The organism is Chryseobacterium carnipullorum (assembly GCF_003815695.1).
Lineage (GTDB): Bacteria > Bacteroidota > Bacteroidia > Flavobacteriales > Weeksellaceae > Chryseobacterium > Chryseobacterium carnipullorum.
On record NZ_CP033920.1, the window covers coordinates 1,831,466 to 1,852,520 of the forward strand.

8 protein-coding genes, 2 tRNA genes and 5 rRNA genes are annotated in these 21,055 nt (G+C 41.4%); 8 read left to right on the forward strand and 7 right to left on the reverse strand.

All coding sequences use genetic code 11. The features are described from left to right. Positions 1–74: 74 nt before the first annotated feature. The 8 genes from EG346_RS08410 (at position 75) to rrf (EG346_RS08445) (ending at position 11,269) form a co-directional block, all read left to right on the forward strand. Positions 75–2,836 (forward strand): 23S ribosomal RNA (locus EG346_RS08410). 157 nt (positions 2,837–2,993) lie between these two features. Then, positions 2,994–3,101: ribosomal RNA gene (gene rrf / locus EG346_RS08415) — 5S ribosomal RNA — on the forward strand. A gap of 364 nt (positions 3,102–3,465) precedes the next feature. Next, on the forward strand, positions 3,466–4,668 hold the full coding sequence (locus EG346_RS08420) for an IS256 family transposase (RefSeq protein ID WP_123877986.1): 1,203 nt from the start codon (positions 3,466–3,468) through the stop codon (positions 4,666–4,668). A 1,447-nt stretch (positions 4,669–6,115) separates the two neighbouring features. Next, positions 6,116–7,632, forward strand: a 16S ribosomal RNA gene (locus EG346_RS08425). 218 nt (positions 7,633–7,850) lie between these two features. Continuing rightward, positions 7,851–7,924 (forward strand) — tRNA-Ile (locus tag EG346_RS08430). A gap of 86 nt (positions 7,925–8,010) precedes the next feature. Further along, positions 8,011–8,084, forward strand: a tRNA-Ala gene (locus EG346_RS08435). Positions 8,085–8,242: 158 nt separating this feature from the next. Continuing rightward, positions 8,243–11,004: ribosomal RNA gene (locus tag EG346_RS08440) — 23S ribosomal RNA — on the forward strand. 157 nt (positions 11,005–11,161) lie between these two features. Beyond that, a 5S ribosomal RNA gene (rrf, locus tag EG346_RS08445) occupies positions 11,162–11,269 on the forward strand. The 16S, 23S and 5S rRNA genes sit together here with 2 tRNA genes alongside, the layout of an rRNA operon. A 314-nt stretch (positions 11,270–11,583) precedes the next feature. On the opposite strand, the gene EG346_RS08455 is transcribed toward rrf (EG346_RS08445), so the two are convergent. From EG346_RS08455 to EG346_RS08485, 7 genes are all read right to left on the reverse strand, one after another. After that, complete coding sequence (locus tag EG346_RS08455; protein ID WP_083563897.1) at positions 11,584–12,123, reverse strand: hypothetical protein; 540 nt, start codon at positions 12,121–12,123, stop codon at positions 11,584–11,586. Beyond that, positions 12,124–12,606 (reverse strand): hypothetical protein, encoded by a 483-nt coding sequence (locus tag EG346_RS08460; RefSeq protein WP_228423605.1) that lies wholly within the window; start codon positions 12,604–12,606, stop codon positions 12,124–12,126. It abuts the gene before it with no gap. 38 nt (positions 12,607–12,644) lie between these two features. Then, positions 12,645–15,401 (reverse strand): COG1470 family protein, encoded by a 2,757-nt coding sequence (locus tag EG346_RS08465; RefSeq protein WP_123877990.1) that lies wholly within the window; start codon positions 15,399–15,401, stop codon positions 12,645–12,647. Continuing rightward, positions 15,394–16,161: a WxL protein host-binding domain-containing protein gene (locus tag EG346_RS08470; protein WP_228425754.1), complete on the reverse strand. Its 768-nt coding sequence runs from the start codon at positions 16,159–16,161 to the stop codon at positions 15,394–15,396. The genes EG346_RS08465 and EG346_RS08470 overlap by 8 nt, the downstream gene beginning before the upstream one ends. Positions 16,162–16,294: 133 nt before the next feature. Beyond that, entirely contained in the window at positions 16,295–16,873 is a 579-nt protein-coding gene (locus EG346_RS08475) for a hypothetical protein (protein WP_123877992.1), read from the reverse strand. Between the two features lie 222 nt (positions 16,874–17,095). After that, positions 17,096–19,438 (reverse strand): phosphocholine-specific phospholipase C, encoded by a 2,343-nt coding sequence (locus EG346_RS08480; RefSeq protein WP_123877994.1) that lies wholly within the window; start codon positions 19,436–19,438, stop codon positions 17,096–17,098. Between the two features lie 80 nt (positions 19,439–19,518). Beyond that, positions 19,519–21,054, reverse strand: a complete 1,536-nt coding sequence (locus EG346_RS08485) for a SusD/RagB family nutrient-binding outer membrane lipoprotein (RefSeq protein WP_123877996.1) — start codon at positions 21,052–21,054, stop codon at positions 19,519–19,521. Position 21,055: the final 1 nt, after the last annotated feature.

A 21,055-nucleotide genomic window follows, 5' to 3' on the forward strand; every position in this document is an offset into this window, starting at 1 on the left:
CATTGACATTAACGGTAAAAATATCACAAAGAAAAAACCGAGCGCATATAAGCGCTTGAGTAACCAAAAATAGGAAAGAAATCGTTAAGGGCGTATGGCGGATGCCTAGGCTTTCAGAGGCGAAGAAGGACGCGGTAAGCTGCGAAAAGCTGCGGGGATTGGCACACACGAATTGATCCGCAGATGTCCGAATGGGGCAACCCGGCATGTTGAAGACATGTCACTCTAATTAATTAGAGAGCAAACCAGGAGAACTGAAACATCTAAGTACCCTGAGGAAAAGAAATCGAAGAGATTCCGTAAGTAGCGGCGAGCGAAAGCGGATTAGCCCAAAAGTCTTTATATGTTTAATAGAATGTTCTGGAAAGAACAGCCATAGAGGGTGATAGCCCCGTATATGAAAGGCATATTTTGATGATAAATGAGTAGGGCGGGACACGTGAAATCCTGTCTGAATATGGGGGGACCATCCTCCAAGGCTAAATACTCCTGAAAGACCGATAGTGAACAAGTACTGTGAAGGAAAGGTGAAAAGCACTTCGAATAGAAGGGTGAAATAGAACCTGAAACCGTACGCCTACAAGCGGTCGGAGCCCACAAGTTGGGTGACGGCGTGCCTTTTGCATAATGAGCCTACGAGTTAATTTTGCTAGCGAGGTTAAGGACTTCAGGTCCGGAGCCGGAGCGAAAGCGAGTCTGAATAGGGCGCTTAGTTAGCAGGATTAGACGCGAAACCTTGTGATCTACCCATGGGCAGGTTGAAGCTCTGGTAACACAGAGTGGAGGACCGAACCGGTTGACGTTGAAAAGTCTTCGGATGACCTGTGGGTAGGGGTGAAAGGCCAATCAAACTGGGAGATAGCTCGTACTCTCCGAAATGCATTTAGGTGCAGCGTCGTATATAAGTTTATTAGAGGTAGAGCTACTGATTGGATGCGGGGGTTTCATCGCCTACCAATTCCTGACAAACTCCGAATGCTAATAAATGTTCTACGGCAGTGAGGGCATGGGTGCTAAGGTCCATGTCCGAGAGGGAAAGAACCCAGACCAACAGCTAAGGTCCCCAAATCTCTATTAAGTTGAAGCAACGCGGTTGGACTGCATTGACAGCTAGGATGTTGGCTTGGAAGCAGCCATTCATTTAAAGAGTGCGTAACAGCTCACTAGTCGAGCGGTCCGGCATGGATAATAATCGGGCATAAATAGAGTACCGAAGCTATGGATTTATACCTTTTGGGTATATCTGGTAGGAGAGCATTCTGTTTGCACCGAAGCAGTATCGTGAGGTATTGTGGAGCGTACAGAAAAGAAAATGTAGGCATAAGTAACGATAAAGCGGGCGAGAAACCCGCTCACCGAAAGACTAAGGTTTCCTCAGCCATGCTAATCAGCTGAGGGTTAGTCGGGACCTAACGCGAACCCGAAAGGGGTAGTGGATGGACAATGGGTTAATATTCCCATACTTGCTCACACTAAAAAGGGGACGGAGTGCCGTACTTACTGGAGACTGACGGAATAGTCAAGACCTAGCCTTCGGGCGAAGTTGTTGTAGGGAAAGTGCTTCCAAGAAAAGCCGAAGTGAAGCAACCCGTACCAAAACCGACACAGGTAGTCGAGGAGAGAATCCTAAGGTGCTAGAGTGAATCATGGTTAAGGAACTAGGCAAAATAGTCTCGTAACTTCGGGAGAAGAGACGCCATCAGCAATGGTGGCCGCAGTAAAAAGGCCCAGGCGACTGTTTATCAAAAACACAGGACTCTGCAAAATCGAAAGATGCAGTATAGGGTCTGACACCTGCCCGGTGCTGGAAGGTTAAGGAAGGGCGTTAGCGTAAGCGAAGCGTTTGACTGAAGCCCCAGTAAACGGCGGCCGTAACTATAACGGTCCTAAGGTAGCGAAATTCCTTGTCGGGTAAGTTCCGACCTGCACGAATGGTGTAACGATCTGGGCACTGTCTCAACCATGAGCTCTGTGAAATTGTAGTCTCGGTGAAGATGCCGAGTACCCGCAATGGGACGAAAAGACCCTGTGAACCTTTACTATAACTTCGTATTGACTTTGAGTAAGTAATGTGTAGGATAGGTGGGAGGCTTTGAAGCGGGCACGCTAGTGTTCGTGGAGCCAACGTTGAAATACCACCCTTTACTTACTTGGAGCCTAACTTCTTTTAGAAGGACATTGCGTGGTGGGTAGTTTGACTGGGGTGGTCGCCTCCAAAAGAGTAACGGAGGCTTTCAAAGGTACCCTCAGCACGCTTGGTAACCGTGCGTAGAGTGTAATGGCATAAGGGTGCTTGACTGTGAGACCAACAAGTCGATCAGGTGCGAAAGCAGGACATAGTGATCCGGTGGTTCCGTATGGAAGGGCCATCGCTCATAGGATAAAAGGTACTCCGGGGATAACAGGCTAGTCTCCCCCAAGAGCTCACATCGACGGGGAGGTTCGGCACCTCGATGTCGGCTCGTCACATCCTGGGGCTGGAGAAGGTCCCAAGGGTTGGGCTGTTCGCCCATTAAAGTGGCACGCGAGCTGGGTTCAGAACGTCGTGAGACAGTTCGGTCTCTATCTATTGCGGGCGTTAGATGTTTGAGAGGGCTTGATTCTAGTACGAGAGGACCGAATTGAACAAACCTCTGGTGTATCAGTTGTTCCGCCAGGAGCACCGCTGAGTAGCTACGTTTGGAAGAGATAAGCACTGAAAGCATATAAGTGCGAAACTCGCCTCAAGATGAGACATCTTTTAAGGGTCGTTGGAGATGACGACGTTGATAGGCTATAGGTGTAAAGGCAGTAATGTCATAGCCGAGTAGTACTAATTACCCGTAGATTTATAGCCTATGGTTACTGTATAACAAGTTTTATATGCGCAGTAAAGGTTTTGTCTTTGTGAGTGTTTTTATCGATAAACCAGACAAGAGATATAAAGATAGTAGATAAGAGACATAAAGTCTCGAGTCTCAGGTCTACAAATCTCACGTCTTATATAAAGCCTTTAGGGTGGTTTTAGCGGTGGGGCTCACCTGTTCCCATTCCGAACACAGAAGTTAAGCCCACCAGCGCCGATGGTACTGCGAAAGCGGGAGAGTAGGCCGCCGCCAGTTTTTATTTAAAAGTCTCATACATTTATTTGTATGAGACTTTTTTTTGTGATATACCCCAAAGAGAAAAGATAATAGACAAGAGATAAGAGATAAGAGATAAGAGATAAGAGAGGGAATAGACCACCGCCACAAATCATTCATCATTTATCTTTTATAAACAATAAGCGCAAATGGCCGGGATATCTATCTATCTATCTATCTATCTATCTATCTATGATCTTATATAGTCATGTATTGGGAATTTTTAGTTGGTAGTGTCTCACTAACTGTGTAAGTTGAAAAGTTATTCTGGAAAATTTTGAGCCCTTAGAGCTCAAAAAATTTTACGGAAATAACTTTTTATTATTTTTAACATTACATAGTTATGATTGACAAAGAAGATTTATTAAACAACAAGGATTTCTACAAATCCTTTAAGAATGGGGAAGATTTAACATCCTTCTTCAAAGAACTGCACAAAAAAGCCGTGGAGCATATGTTGGATGCAGAGCTGGACAGTCATCTGGATAACGAAAAGCATGGTAAAACAACTAATGGAAATTATCGAAACGGTCATGGAACCAAAAAGATAAAATCGTCTTTTGGGGAATCCGAGATTAAGGTTCCCAGAGATAGAGAAGGTAGTTTTGAGCCCGCATTAGTTCCCAAAAGGCACAACATTATCGATGGTTTAGAAAACATCATCATCTCATTCTATGCCAGAGGAATGAGCGTATCAGACATTGAGGAACAAATCCGTGAAATGTATGATTTTGAGGTTTCTACTTCTACCATATCACGAATAACCAATGCGGTTGCAAGTGAAGCAGTAAGTTGGCAGAACCGCCCGCTTGAAGATTTGTATCTCATTGTCTGGATGGATAGGATTGTTTTCAAAGTAAGGGAAAACTCCAAAGTCATTAATAAAACAGTTTATCTGGCTGTTGGATTAAGCCGTGACGGGAGAAAGGAAGTATTGGGAATGTGGCTTGGAAAAAATGAAAGCTCAGCATTCTGGATGAGTGTTCTCACAGATTTAAAAGCCCGTGGTGTGGAGGATATTCTCATCACCGCCACCGATAATTTAAACGGATTTACCCAGACGATCCGCTCTGTCTTTCCCGAATCTCAAACCCAGATTTGTGTTGTGCATCAGATCAGAAATGCCTGCAAATATGTGGTATGGAAGGACAGAAAAGAATTCTCTGCCGATATGAAGCATATTTACACCGCTCCAACAAAACAAGCAGCTGAACAAGCACTCAATGATTTTGCAGATAAATGGGAAAGTAAATATTCTTATGCTATCCAATCCTGGAGAAACAATTGGGATGAACTTACTGTATTTTTTGATTTTCCTTTAGAGATCCGAAAAATCATTTATACAACTAATTTAATTGAAAATCTAAACGGAAAAATCCGAAAATACACCAAAAACAAAATGTCTTTTCCTACCGATGATGCCGTAATGAAATCAGTGTATCTGGCATTAAAAGAAGCTACTAAAAAATGGACGATGCCTATCCAAAATTGGGGCATTGTTCTCAATCAATTTATCCTTATTTTTGAAAAAAGGCTCAGATTATAAAATCCAAGCCTAACTTTTTAACTTACACACTTTGTGGGATAGTGTCGCCTGGCTATCTATCTATCTATCTATCTATCTATCTATCTATCTATCTATCTATCTATCGCGGAACAATTATAAAATATCCGCTTCATTGTAACGATCAAAGTATCTACTAAATATCCTTAATACTTACTATTATTGAATAATAGCTGACTTTTGTTAATCTCGATATACACACATCGATGAAAGGCGTTTAATCAAAGCTACTATTGGATACAACTCAGAAGGACTATTTTTGTAATCAAGTTATACAACTGCTCTTTTTGCGATACGCTCCATTTTATTGTAATATCCTTTATCGTTTGATCTTTATAAAATTCTTCAAATAATCAGCCTTGCTGTTCTCTATTTAAATTGTACCCAGTTCAGGATTTATATATTAGTTTTTAAAACCCTTTCCAGGATCCTAAAGCTTTAGTTATCTAATTTTTTTAAAAGATCTCCATGATCTATTCAATCTGCATTAAATATTCCATAACCATTCATCTTTACCTTTTATAGCTTACTAACTTTTGCTCTGTTAAGCTTTATTTTGATTTAAAGCATTAAATCAAAACCCACCTAATCGGTTAAAACTTTAATCATATACCTTTTGTTATATAACTTTTTTCAAAGATCTTCCTGATCTATTGAATCTACAGAAAATATTCCCCGATCATTCACCTTTACCGTTTGCTGCTCTATTAAGTAGGTTAAAGCTTTAGTTGATCATCTTAAAAAAAATCTGTGCGATCCCAGTCATCCGTGGGATATGATATTTTGTACCCCAGGATCTACGTCTTCTTAAAAACTGCTCAGTCTACATTTATCCCATTCTCTTAGCCTTGCCTTCCTTTTATTATTGATCTGCGTCCCTTGTGGATAAGTCCACTATTTAAATAAATAATTAGTAATCAAAATCTTATGGATGTACTTATCCCCATTATGAGTGCTGTATGAATTTTATGTTAAATAAGTTTGTTTTGCGTTGTGATAAGTTGTTATCTTTGCCCCACTGAAAAACGAGAGTTGATTAGTAGCACAGAAGAGCTTTTAGATAAGCGATACTATTTATGAAAATGCTTTATAGGAGCTAGGAAATGATCTGATTAATTTTTAGAAATAAAAGTTGTGGGATTTAAAAATTTTAGTATCTTTGCAGTCCGGTTAAACGGAGCGCAGAAGCAGTAAGGACGGATGTTTGTCAAGAGGTTAAGGTTACTTAAAAAACTTCAAATTTTCTTTGGAAAACATTTTGTCATTTAGAAATAAATAATTACTTTTGCAACCGCAAATAGAGGACAGAACGACAGAAAAGCTTCTCTATGTTTTGCGGAAAGAAAAAAGATCATTGACATACAATATACAACCAAGTAAGAAAAAAACTAAAGCGTAAAAAAAACTTTGAGTGGGTCAGGAAAAACATACAATGGAGAGTTTGATCCTGGCTCAGGATGAACGCTAGCGGGAGGCCTAACACATGCAAGCCGAGCGGTAGGTTTCCTTCGGGAAACTGAGAGCGGCGCACGGGTGCGGAACACGTGTGCAACCTGCCTTTATCAGGGGGATAGCCTTTCGAAAGGAAGATTAATACCCCATAATATATCATATGGCATCATTTGATATTGAAAACTACGGTGGATAAAGATGGGCACGCGCAGGATTAGATAGTTGGTAGGGTAACGGCCTACCAAGTCAACGATCCTTAGGGGGCCTGAGAGGGTGATCCCCCACACTGGTACTGAGACACGGACCAGACTCCTACGGGAGGCAGCAGTGAGGAATATTGGACAATGGGTGAGAGCCTGATCCAGCCATCCCGCGTGAAGGACGACGGCCCTATGGGTTGTAAACTTCTTTTGTATAGGGATAAACCTACTCTCGTGAGAGTAGCTGAAGGTACTATACGAATAAGCACCGGCTAACTCCGTGCCAGCAGCCGCGGTAATACGGAGGGTGCAAGCGTTATCCGGATTTATTGGGTTTAAAGGGTCCGTAGGCTGATTTGTAAGTCAGTGGTGAAATCTCACAGCTCAACTGTGAAACTGCCATTGATACTGCAAGTCTTGAGTGTTGTTGAAGTAGCTGGAATAAGTAGTGTAGCGGTGAAATGCATAGATATTACTTAGAACACCAATTGCGAAGGCAGGTTACTAAGCAACAACTGACGCTGATGGACGAAAGCGTGGGGAGCGAACAGGATTAGATACCCTGGTAGTCCACGCCGTAAACGATGCTAACTCGTTTTTGGGTTTTCGGATTCAGAGACTAAGCGAAAGTGATAAGTTAGCCACCTGGGGAGTACGTTCGCAAGAATGAAACTCAAAGGAATTGACGGGGGCCCGCACAAGCGGTGGATTATGTGGTTTAATTCGATGATACGCGAGGAACCTTACCAAGGCTTAAATGGGAATTGACAGGTTTAGAAATAGACTTTTCTTCGGACAATTTTCAAGGTGCTGCATGGTTGTCGTCAGCTCGTGCCGTGAGGTGTTAGGTTAAGTCCTGCAACGAGCGCAACCCCTGTCACTAGTTGCCATCATTCAGTTGGGGACTCTAGTGAGACTGCCTACGCAAGTAGAGAGGAAGGTGGGGATGACGTCAAATCATCACGGCCCTTACGCCTTGGGCCACACACGTAATACAATGGCCAGTACAGAGGGCAGCTACACAGCGATGTGATGCAAATCTCGAAAGCTGGTCTCAGTTCGGATTGGAGTCTGCAACTCGACTCTATGAAGCTGGAATCGCTAGTAATCGCGCATCAGCCATGGCGCGGTGAATACGTTCCCGGGCCTTGTACACACCGCCCGTCAAGCCATGGAAGTCTGGGGTACCTGAAGTCGGTGACCGTAACAGGAGCTGCCTAGGGTAAAACAGGTAACTAGGGCTAAGTCGTAACAAGGTAGCCGTACCGGAAGGTGCGGCTGGAACATCTCATTTTAGAGCGTCTTAAAGACGTTAAACAAAATTAGTACAGCAATGTACATTGATTCTGCTTAAAGTAAAGCTTTAGTTTTTTATTTGGTTGCTATATATTATAAAAATACACAACCCACTAGAAATTAGTATAGGGATAGAGATACAAGAGCCGAGAGCCAAGAACCAAGACGAATGCAAAAGTCTTGTATCTAGGATCTAGGACTGTTAGTCTAAAAGACAGTCTCGTAGCTCAGCTGGTTAGAGCGCTACACTGATAATGTAGAGGTCGGCAGTTCGAGCCTGCCCGAGACTACTAATTATAAGACGGGAAGATGAAAGAGGCAAGAGCCAAGATGTAAATCTTTAATCTAGCATCTTGACTCTCTTAGTCTACTAGAGGGGGAATTAGCTCAGCTGGCTAGAGCGCCTGCCTTGCACGCAGGAGGTCAAGGGTTCGACTCCCTTATTCTCCACAGTTTTGGAAGTTTGATTTAAAAGTTACGGATAGAGCCAAAAAACAATATTCGTTCATCAGACAGAAGAAAAGACATTAAGATCATTGACATTAACGGTAAAAATATCACAAAGAAAAAACCGAGCGCATATAAGCGCTTGAGTAACCAAAAATAGGAAAGAAATCGTTAAGGGCGTATGGCGGATGCCTAGGCTTTCAGAGGCGAAGAAGGACGCGGTAAGCTGCGAAAAGCTGCGGGGATTGGCACACACGAATTGATCCGCAGATGTCCGAATGGGGCAACCCGGCATGTTGAAGACATGTCACTCTAATTAATTAGAGAGCAAACCAGGAGAACTGAAACATCTAAGTACCCTGAGGAAAAGAAATCGAAGAGATTCCGTAAGTAGCGGCGAGCGAAAGCGGATTAGCCCAAAAGTCTTTATATGTTTAATAGAATGTTCTGGAAAGAACAGCCATAGAGGGTGATAGCCCCGTATATGAAAGGCATATTTTGATGATAAATGAGTAGGGCGGGACACGTGAAATCCTGTCTGAATATGGGGGGACCATCCTCCAAGGCTAAATACTCCTGAAAGACCGATAGTGAACAAGTACTGTGAAGGAAAGGTGAAAAGCACTTCGAATAGAAGGGTGAAATAGAACCTGAAACCGTACGCCTACAAGCGGTCGGAGCCCACAAGTTGGGTGACGGCGTGCCTTTTGCATAATGAGCCTACGAGTTAATTTTGCTAGCGAGGTTAAGGACTTCAGGTCCGGAGCCGGAGCGAAAGCGAGTCTGAATAGGGCGCTTAGTTAGCAGGATTAGACGCGAAACCTTGTGATCTACCCATGGGCAGGTTGAAGCTCTGGTAACACAGAGTGGAGGACCGAACCGGTTGACGTTGAAAAGTCTTCGGATGACCTGTGGGTAGGGGTGAAAGGCCAATCAAACTGGGAGATAGCTCGTACTCTCCGAAATGCATTTAGGTGCAGCGTCGTATATAAGTTTATTAGAGGTAGAGCTACTGATTGGATGCGGGGGTTTCATCGCCTACCAATTCCTGACAAACTCCGAATGCTAATAAATGTTCTACGGCAGTGAGGGCATGGGTGCTAAGGTCCATGTCCGAGAGGGAAAGAACCCAGACCAACAGCTAAGGTCCCCAAATCTCTATTAAGTTGAAGCAACGCGGTTGGACTGCATTGACAGCTAGGATGTTGGCTTGGAAGCAGCCATTCATTTAAAGAGTGCGTAACAGCTCACTAGTCGAGCGGTCCGGCATGGATAATAATCGGGCATAAATAGAGTACCGAAGCTATGGATTTATACCTTTTGGGTATATCTGGTAGGAGAGCATTCTGTTTGCACCGAAGCAGTATCGTGAGGTATTGTGGAGCGTACAGAAAAGAAAATGTAGGCATAAGTAACGATAAAGCGGGCGAGAAACCCGCTCACCGAAAGACTAAGGTTTCCTCAGCCATGCTAATCAGCTGAGGGTTAGTCGGGACCTAACGCGAACCCGAAAGGGGTAGTGGATGGACAATGGGTTAATATTCCCATACTTGCTCACACTAAAAAGGGGACGGAGTGCCGTACTTACTGGAGACTGACGGAATAGTCAAGACCTAGCCTTCGGGCGAAGTTGTTGTAGGGAAAGTGCTTCCAAGAAAAGCCGAAGTGAAGCAACCCGTACCAAAACCGACACAGGTAGTCGAGGAGAGAATCCTAAGGTGCTAGAGTGAATCATGGTTAAGGAACTAGGCAAAATAGTCTCGTAACTTCGGGAGAAGAGACGCCATCAGCAATGGTGGCCGCAGTAAAAAGGCCCAGGCGACTGTTTATCAAAAACACAGGACTCTGCAAAATCGAAAGATGCAGTATAGGGTCTGACACCTGCCCGGTGCTGGAAGGTTAAGGAAGGGCGTTAGCGTAAGCGAAGCGTTTGACTGAAGCCCCAGTAAACGGCGGCCGTAACTATAACGGTCCTAAGGTAGCGAAATTCCTTGTCGGGTAAGTTCCGACCTGCACGAATGGTGTAACGATCTGGGCACTGTCTCAACCATGAGCTCTGTGAAATTGTAGTCTCGGTGAAGATGCCGAGTACCCGCAATGGGACGAAAAGACCCTGTGAACCTTTACTATAACTTCGTATTGACTTTGAGTAAGTAATGTGTAGGATAGGTGGGAGGCTTTGAAGCGGGCACGCTAGTGTTCGTGGAGCCAACGTTGAAATACCACCCTTTACTTACTTGGAGCCTAACTTCTTTTAGAAGGACATTGCGTGGTGGGTAGTTTGACTGGGGTGGTCGCCTCCAAAAGAGTAACGGAGGCTTTCAAAGGTACCCTCAGCACGCTTGGTAACCGTGCGTAGAGTGTAATGGCATAAGGGTGCTTGACTGTGAGACCAACAAGTCGATCAGGTGCGAAAGCAGGACATAGTGATCCGGTGGTTCCGTATGGAAGGGCCATCGCTCATAGGATAAAAGGTACTCCGGGGATAACAGGCTAGTCTCCCCCAAGAGCTCACATCGACGGGGAGGTTCGGCACCTCGATGTCGGCTCGTCACATCCTGGGGCTGGAGAAGGTCCCAAGGGTTGGGCTGTTCGCCCATTAAAGTGGCACGCGAGCTGGGTTCAGAACGTCGTGAGACAGTTCGGTCTCTATCTATTGCGGGCGTTAGATGTTTGAGAGGGCTTGATTCTAGTACGAGAGGACCGAATTGAACAAACCTCTGGTGTATCAGTTGTTCCGCCAGGAGCACCGCTGAGTAGCTACGTTTGGAAGAGATAAGCACTGAAAGCATATAAGTGCGAAACTCGCCTCAAGATGAGACATCTTTTAAGGGTCGTTGGAGATGACGACGTTGATAGGCTATAGGTGTAAAGGCAGTAATGTCATAGCCGAGTAGTACTAATTACCCGTAGATTTATAGCCTATGGTTACTGTATAACAAGTTTTATATGCGCAGTAAAGGTTTTGTCTTTGTGAGTGTTTTTATCGATAAACCAGACAAGAGATATAAAGATAGTAGATAAGAGACATAAAGTCTCGAGTCTCAGGTCTACAAATCTCACGTCTTATATAAAGCCTTTAGGGTGGTTTTAGCGGTGGGGCTCACCTGTTCCCATTCCGAACACAGAAGTTAAGCCCACCAGCGCCGATGGTACTGCGAAAGCGGGAGAGTAGGCCGCCGCCAGTTTTTATTTAAAAGTCTCATACATTTATTTGTATGAGACTTTTTTTTTGTGATATACCCCAAAGAGAAAAGATAATAGACAAGAGATAATAGACAAGAGATAAGAGATAAGAGATAAGAGATAAGAGATAAGAGATAAGAGATAAGAGATAAGAGATAAGAGATAAGAGATAAGAGATAAGAGATAAGAGAGGGAATAGACCACCGCCACAAATCATTTATCATTTATCATTTATCTTTGATAAGCAATAAGCGCGAATAGCCGGGATATCTATCTATCTATCTATCTATCTATCTATCTATCTATCGCGGAACAATTAGTTACTTACCGTAAAAACGATCCTGCTATTATATGTCGCTGCCGGAATCGTTACCGATACTCCGCTTACCTGGTACTGTATATTAATCCCGGTATAAGAAGTAACTGATAATACAGTTGATATTCGGAATAATTCGACAGCTGTTAAAGGTACCGTGATATAAGCAGTTCCTCCAGATATACTACAGCCTACACATAAGGTAGAGCCGTTGCTGGTTCGTTTGGCTGATAAAACCAGAGCACTGTTCCATGTAGGATTTGCTTCATAGTGCACATATACTTTTACACTTCCAAGCAGTGCCGGTAGGCCCACGTTAATACTAGCCTGGTTAGTGGGACTTGCATAGGTCCCGTCATAATTATTTCCTGCTTCTGTAATAGCCGGAATGCTGGCGTTCCAGTTGGTAACCGGAACCGTTACGGTTTGAGCTTTGCTCTGAAAGCTGAATATCAATACAATAATAAGAACGATATACTGTATAGAAGATCTTTTATATTGAATAGTAGTAAAGTGAGTATGTTGGGTTTCTCTTTTCATTTATTCGGTAATAGTGTAGGTGATAACAATAGGTGAGTTAGTTAGCGCTGAAAGATTGGCATAAGTGTTCACTGCAACGCTGATTGTTAGTCTGTGACCATTATTAGCTCCATTTCCGGTAAATGCACCGCCAATGCCTGTAATAATATTTGTAGCTGTGGTAGAAAGAGTAACCTGCCCGGCGGATGTTCCTAATGTGCCACCACCAGATCCCGACGCAGCAGCAGCCTGCACTCTTATGCTGATACCAGGAACAAGCTGATTGATCGAAGCTGTAATTCTTCTGGTAAGTCCTCCCGAAGCAATTGCTGAAGTATAATTGATCCATTTTGTGGTATTGGCAGCTGGAGCTGTCAAAGCTTGGCCAGCTTCAGTAGGTGCTGTAAAATTTAGAGTAAAAGTGCCTGTGGGTTCAATATCTAATAAAGTGACAACGGGTAGGGTCAAGGCAATAGTACTTTGGGAGAATACCGTGCATGACATCAGGCAAAAAATTAGATAAATTATATTTTCTTTCAGTTTCATTTTTTCTTTTTTACATCGTTGTACCCTACTTTGATCATTTCCTGCTGGTATTTAATTTCACTCTGCTGTTTTACAATATGAATGGATATGTTCTGGGTTTGTGACGGTTTAAGGCTGTAATGAAAAGAGTCTGCAGCTATTTTATACCTCTTGTCTAAACCATTTCTGTAAAGCTTAACTTTCCATTCTCCGGGACGCAGATAAGTGAAGTCAAAGTTTTCTCCGATAAATGCAATTTTTCTGTAGGTCTGCTCACCATTGGAAGCTTCTACAATGATACTTTGTCTTTTGTTCTTTTCTTTTGTAGGCTGATATTGAGCGAAACTGTATTCGTCTTTGCCATCATTTTCAGAAAGATGGATATTTCCCTTGATTGTTGATGCCGTAGTTAATCCAAAATTGAAAATATTCTCTTTAGCATCTAGATGTAAAGTGGCCGGTAAAGAAACATTTGTTATATCATTAATATCAGCGGTGGATCGGTCTATTTCAAGAAAATATTCTCCCGGAACAACATTTTTGAATTGATAATTTCCGTCTTTGTCTGTAATAGATAAATGATTTCCGAGCATGAGTTTAATCCCTTCTGTTTTTTTTACGCCCAGATTACTGATGTTTCCTGATAGGGAAGTGTATTCTGCTGTTTTCTGGACAGGTACATTAAGGCGAAGCGTATAGCGTAATGAAAATATGAAATCTTTATTGCCCAGCTCACCACGTTGCAATGAGTATCTGCCAGAAACATCCAGTTCACTGCCTCGAAATAACTGTTGATGATATAGCACTTCAAATAGATTGCGATCCCTGAAATATTCCTCAGGCATATAATTATTCTGATAAAATAAACTCAGGCTTGTCTTGTCAGAAAACCTGCTGAAGATCCTAGCCCCATAATAAACCTGCTTTTCATTCTGCATTTGGTACCTTGAAGTAATAGCGTAGCTTGCATAAATGCTGAAAGAAGTTTTAAATTTTTCAAAAGATATATTGGTGGTATAGAAACTCGAATTGCCATTAAATCCGCTCAGGTAATTATTGGTTTTTCCAAATTGTCCCTGTACATTAACAAGAAACTGCCCTATCTGCTGATCGACACTCACTTTAAAATACTGCTCATAATAATCGAACTGTTTCGGCTCCAGACGGTCCTGGTATTTTTGAAAGCCATTGTATAAGGTAATTAAACCCGTGGAAATATACTTGTACTGTATGCCATATTGCAGAAATCTTCTATAGGGCGCAGCATAGAATAGCGTATCCCTCTGAAAATTTCTGGCATCCTGGGTGTAATTTCCAAATACATTCAGCTTTTTAGAAATTTTGTATTGAATATTTCCGTTAAATGTGCTTGTATTCGTAAAATAGCCTGCAAATTTGGGACTCGCTCTCATATACATAAGATTTCCGTTAAATCTCTCAAAAGTAGCTTGAGCCTGTGCCATATAAGCTGTACCTTCCATCTGTTCGGTCTTACTGTAAGCAGCCTCTCCGGAAACGACGATATTTTTTGAGATCTTGAATTTTCCCGTAGTGTAGGGAAGGTGAGCTTCAGAGTCCAATCTTATATTTCCGAAATTCATTTCCCCGGTTCTTGGTGTTTTATAAAGATATCCGGCTGTAATCTCTGACTCTTTACGGATTTTGAATGTTGAATATACATTAAACTCATCTTTAATATCCCGGAAAAAACGCGGATGGTTATAGAATCCACCTACGCTGAACCTTTTGAAATCGTAACGAACTTCTGCACCCCGGCCATATCTTGCAAATTCAGTGAGGTAAGAAGCCGAATACGTTTTATCACCCAGATGCACGAAGACATTATCTCTTTTATAATTAATAAAATACTCTTCATACTGCGTAAATGAGTTGAATTCAACCGGATTAGCTGATACCGCATGGAATTCGATCTGGTTTTTATTCTCCTTGTCCAGAGTTCCCTTACCATATATCTCTCCCTGAAATCCATTCTGGTAGATTCCCCTATTTTGCATTCCTATAAACGAGATGGAAGCTGAAACCGGAAGCCTGTGATAGATATCGTCTTCCACAGGTTTTACCGAAATAACTTTAGTACTTATATAGGCCGTGTAATTCTCTTTTGGATTGTCCGGTGAATAAACAGATAGATTAAGATTTTGAAATTCATTTTGTCCAAGTTCAGCATTAGTAACTTTATAAATACCTATTACCTTTGATTCGTTCGGGGTCAATGTGATAGAAGTCTCTTGATCTACAACCGCATTCTTACTCTCTACAATCAGTTTTTCGGTAACATTCCCATTATTTTTTAAAAGAAACGATGCCCGGATTGTTTCCCCAGCTCTTATAAACTCCGGTGAATCTAATGCAGTGAGACTAAGTTTCCTGCTTCCGGAAATCGTGATCTGCGAAGTTTTTATAAAACGACTTCCGTCAGACCGATCTCTTCCATGAAGGATGACAGAATAAACACCTTGCGATGTTTCTGCAGCAATACGGATCGGAACGATATAAACTGTTTTTTCTTGCGCAGCTATCTTAAATTCTGCTTTTGCTAAAATAGGTTTGACAAATGAACTTGATGCAGTAATTGTAACATCATATATCTTGTCCTCTGCTGAAGGGTTTTCTAGTGAAAAAGAAATAGAAGTAGACATTCCCGGCATTAGACTATCTTTTTTACTGGCCAATTGACCTGGCTGCTGCTGTGAAAAAATAAGTACCGGGAATAGTGATAATAGGACAATATATAAAATCCAAGTTTTAATCATTCTTTACTTCTAATTCCACATTGAGCGCAAAGGCATTTTCGTCTTCATCGGTAGCTATGATGACAGCTTTGTATTGAGCTGGCGGAACTTTGCTGATATCAATATGAAATGATTTGGAGGTCTGTGGTAACAATCCCATTGCAGTGCTCGTGTAACTTCCGAGTTTCTCCCCGGTTTTCCGGTTGTAGATTTCTATAGACGCTGTGGGTTTACAGTACAGATTGCCATGATTGGCAATCGCTATCTTAGCGATCTGTTTTCCCTCTTCTTTTTCAATTTTTACACTTTCAAATTTAAGATCTGGTTTAGCTTTTTCTGTTTCATAATCAGTAATGACCTGAATTGCATAGCGCACTACAGAGGTGATGTTGACGCCAGCTTTATCGTCACTGGGTTTTATATCTTCAACAGGTTCAACAATGATTACACTCCAATAACTTCCGGGATTTACAGACTGATCGGGAACTGAAATTTCGTAGAATACTTCAGTTTTTTCCTTTCCCTTGAGGGTAATCAGGTTCGTATTAAGTTTGATCCAGTCACCATTGGTTCTGTTATTGGTGCGAATGGATGTATAACTTATAGAACCATCTGCGAGGTAAGCAAAGTCCTGTAAAAATATTTTTACGTTTTGCGGCTTGCTACCGGTATTTTCAATAGCAATTTTTCCTTTGTACACCTTGCCGTTTTCTACTTTGTAGTTATGGGTAAGACCGTTGAGTACGACAATACCTGCATGTAGGAAGCTTAACTGCAGCATCAAAAACATCAAAAAGAGAACACGCTTTATCATCATCATCATGTAAAGTTTGGAATTAAATCATGGGCAATATGAAACCTCGAAGAAACTTACGGGAGGTTTCTTCTTGTTTTGTTGTAAAACTGAGACGGTACTAGTTGTCTGAAATCGTATACGTCACTGTAGCTACCGTAGTCGCTGTTGCCTGTAAATCCGCATACACAGCTACTCCTCCAGGTCCGCTTCCTGCTGCCAGAGCATAGGTAAGATTGTGTCCGTTATTGGCTCCGTTTCCTGTAAAAGCACTTCCGATCCCTGAAATGATGGTTTGGTCCGCAGCACTCAAAGTAATCTGGGCGGCCGGTGTTCCTAATGTTCCGCCACCACTTCCGGTAGCAGCTGCGGCCGTTACGTGAATGTCAATTCCGGGAATAAGGGCATTTACCTTTACAGATACATTACGGGTAGGATCTGCTACAGATTTGATCGATGAATAATTCAGCCATAGTGTATTGTTAGAAGCACTCGCGGTAACAGGATTTCCGGCTTCTGTAGGTGCTGTAAATCCCAAAGTGATATTCTTTGTCGCAGCAGGTTCAATGTCTACTAATGCAACTTCAGGGATAGAAATTGTAATGGTGTGATTGTCAGTATTGGTGTCTTGTGCTTGTAAAGTACCTGCAAATGCAAAGGTAAAAAAGCATACGGCAAGGCTTACGTTTAATTTTTTCATGATATTTTGTTAATTAGTTAGGTGAATTTAATAAAAATTAGTAAAGTATGAAAATAAAATTACGATTTTTAATTATTGTTATTTATTTCTTTATAGTATTTCGTTATTTATATGAATTTTTATATGCAAATTATATAAAATCACAATAAAAGGATATGCCTGTAATCATAACAAAAGCCTTACGTTTTCGTGTAAGGCTTTGGTCTGCTGCTGTTTATTGGTCTACGCCCAGTGTGGGTCTGAAATAGATACTTTTCCGGTTTCTATCCTTCCTGCAAAATGCCAGATATGATCTCCATATAGCACTTTTAGGTCATACCAACCTTTGTTTTTGCTGAGATCCATCGTTATTTTTTCCTCCGTTTGATGTATTGAAAATGTCTTTTTACTTTTTTCATACAGATTTTCTATGGTCACGGAAGTATTTCCATTTCCTTTTTTGAAGATTAATTCTGCTTCATTTTTTAAACTATTATTGTTGAACTCGATCTCTATTTCAGGAGTATTGCTTCCGCTAAATTTTCGGAAGAAACCATTAGGCCCGAAAACTTCATAATCATATTTTCCGGGATTCATGGGATGGGAAAGCTCCTGTCTGGAATACAAGGCATATGAAAAATGATAATTGCTGCTGTCCAATTGTGTTCTGTCATAGAGTAACAAAGGAACACCGCATTCTTTTAAATTCTTCATTTTAATTTTTCCATTTTCCAGGTTGACATGGAAATGGTACGGAAGAGCATTGGACGGTTTGGTTCCCCTTTCCTGAATTTCAAGAAGGTTATCCATGATTTCGTTTTCAGTATACCATTTCAAATCAGGCACGGGTTTACTTTTAGCAGCATTAATGGTTTTCGTATATTCTTTCTGATCAAGATAATTCATTTGCGGAGCCTTCGTACTGGAAGAATTAAAAGCTGAAGTCAGATCTCCACACACCGCCCTTCTCCAGTCACTGATATTGTCAACTGTAACGTCTTTTTTGTACTTTTTCTGTATAAATTTCTCAAGGAACTGCAGTACGGAAGTATGGTCAGAGACTTCAGAATTCACAAAACCTCCTTTCGTCCAGGGGGATGCAATGATCATCGGAACTCTGTAGCCAAGCCCAACGCTACCTTCTATTCTTTCATAATCTTTCAATGGAAGGGCAGACATATATTCCTGAGATTGATCTACATATTCCGCGCCTTCTTTACCGTTCAGATCAACGGGCTGACTTGGATTAACTGGTGGTGCAAATGGAAGAACATGGTCAAAATACCCATCATTTTCATCGTAATTGATAATAAAAATAGTTTTTTTCCAGGTCTCCGGATCTTTGGTCAGGATATTCAGAACTTCTGAAATATACCATGCTCCATACCATGGCGATCCCGGATGGTCAGAAAAATGTTCAGGAGCCACCAACCACGAAACCAGCGGAAGTTTTTGTTCTTCCACATCTTTCCGGAACTGAAACAGCACATCTCCTTTCGGCACGACCAGTCTTTCTCCGTTTTCATCTTTTCCAATTTCCAGGTTCCAGTAGTCGGGATCATTGGAATTGGTCGTAAATGCTTTTTCATGGAGATTTTTTTCCTGCTGCGAAAGTTGAGCATAATTTTCGGGAGCATATCGTATCTGATCTTCTTCAAGTTCAGCAATCAATGTTTCAAATCTTTTCTTCTGATCAGGTTTTTTTGCCAGCTCTTCTTTCAGGTAAGCAATGATCTTTGGAATATTTTCATGGTAACCTTTTGAAAATTTGACATTGAATTTTGAGAACCATTCAATTGGATTATCCGTAAAATTACTCAGCCAGGCTTCCTGCTCGCCAGACATTCCTTTCGGAAGGCTGATTTCATTCTGATAAATTCTCCACGAAACATTCTGTTCCTCTAAAATTTCAGGAAAACTTTTCCAATGAGCCTGTCTTGCTTTATCGTAGTCAATATTTTCATTATAAACATTCGCTTTTACTTTCCCATTTTGCTGCTCCCTGAGGGTTCCTGACCAATGGAAAAGTCTGTTGGGAGTGGTTCCCGTAAGTGAAGAGCAGAAATACTGATCAAATATTGTAAATGCATCCGCCAGCTGATAATAAAAAGGAAGATCTTCGCGGTTATAATAACCTAAAGTAAGCGGGATATTTTTATAATCCTTATTTCCGGAAGCTTTAAACTGAAGCCACTGATCATATTTTCCTTTATTTAAAGCTTTTTGCTGGTCGGACCATGAATGTGGCAAAGAGCTCATCCAGGTAGATTTGGTATTTCTGAGATCCAATCTGGCAGGCGAGGCATATTTTCCGGAATCACCTTTTTGAAAGAAAACCGAATGCCCGTCCTGTTTGATGAAAGCTCTTTTGTCCAAAAAGCCTCTTACTCCTTTTAAAGCTCCGAACGCATGATCAAAAGAACGGTTTTCCTGCATCAGGATCACCACATGTTCTGCGTCATAAAAAGTGGAAAGTGCTGCAGGTTCTATTGCCAGTGCTTTTAAAATGGCTGGATGAAGAATACTTGAAGTTCCCAGTCCGGCCATCAAAAGGCTTGATTTTTCTAAAAATTCTCTTCTGTTCATGTTCAATCAAAATAAGAAATAAACCGCAAGTTAATTGGATTTTCCTGCGGTTTATCTGTTTTTATATAATAATTAGTTTCCTACTGAAGCCACCATGGTTTGGAATTGATATTGTCATTTCCTCCGTACTGAGCAGCCAGTGCGGCTTTTAGGTTAGTACTGTTATAGTTGTACTCAGCCTGGGGATATCTGAATCTGAACGGGGCTGGAACTCCATCTTTAAGAGGATATTTAGGGAATCCTGTTCTCAGATAATCATAATAAGACGTCCATTGGCTCTGATGAAACATCGTCATATATTTTTGAGTCATAATTTTTTCTAAGCGCACGTCTGGTAAATCTGAATCACTGTAAATCACCAGCGGGGACGCCAGATATTGATTCACATCAAATCCTGAAAAATACTGTCCCGGATTTTTTACATACGTCTGGTAAAAAGTGAAACTTGCTTTAATCGCATGATCATAATGGGTCTTCGCGGATCCTGAGATCCATCCTCTTGCCGCAGCTTCTGCCAGGATAAATTCAAGCTCTGAATAGCTTAATACGGAAGAAGGTTCATTGGTTGCATCTTTGTAGAAACGGTCATTTACTTTAGAAATATTTTTTGCAGTGATCAGAGTCGCATTGTCAGAATAAGAAGAATTAGGATCTCCTCCGTTGTATCCTGTGAAATCTGTAAAGGGTTTTCCCGCTTCTTTGGCTCCTGTAGTTTGTGCTGCAAAAGTAAACAGACGCGGATCCTGTCTCAGCTTAAACAAATTGATAAAATAATCTGCCATATATAAACTTGACCCGTAACCACTGCTGTTGAACATCGTATATCTGCTGTCTGCCGCATCAACGAATTTAAGTTCTCCGTTATCCGAAATAGAAGTCATTAAAGTCTGACTGTTTGCAATAGATGCAAATTCCGTTGCGACATTATAGCTTCCCAATGTCGTTTTTTTAGACATGGTCATTAAAATTTTCAGACGGAAAGAATTGATCAGCTTTTTCCATTTTGAAGCATCGCCATTATAGATAATATCGCCTTCAATTTTATCATTGGTATTAATAAGATCATTGGCTTCTTTCAGTTCAGATAAAATTCCGGCCATTACAGTTTCCTGACTATCGTATTTTGGCTGGGTAATTCCTGATTCACCTTTTACAGCTTCTGTATAAGGAATACTTCCGAATTTTAAACTTAAATTAAAGAAATAATACGCTCTGTAGAACTTACCGATAGCCACATAATTTTTATTATTGATCTTCTCGGCTTCCTGCATCATTTTTCCCGTATTCAAAAGCCCGGTAGTGTAGGCATCGAAAGAGGCATCATTCCATTTCATATACTGATAAACGTTTTCACCATCTGTTCCTATCATCATTCTGGAAGCATACATATTGTCACCATTCACCTGGAATGTGTTTTTTGAAACATAAGTTAAAAGAACTTTAGGATCTACGCTGGCCTGATCATTAGGGTTTTCATTGATCTTGTCAAGATCGGTTTCACAGGAAGCCAGCATCAGCAGTCCTGCAAAAGCAGCTGATATGATACTGGATCCTCTGAATCGTTTTGCTATTATACTATTCTGCGATTTCGCTATACTATTGATATTGTTTTTCATT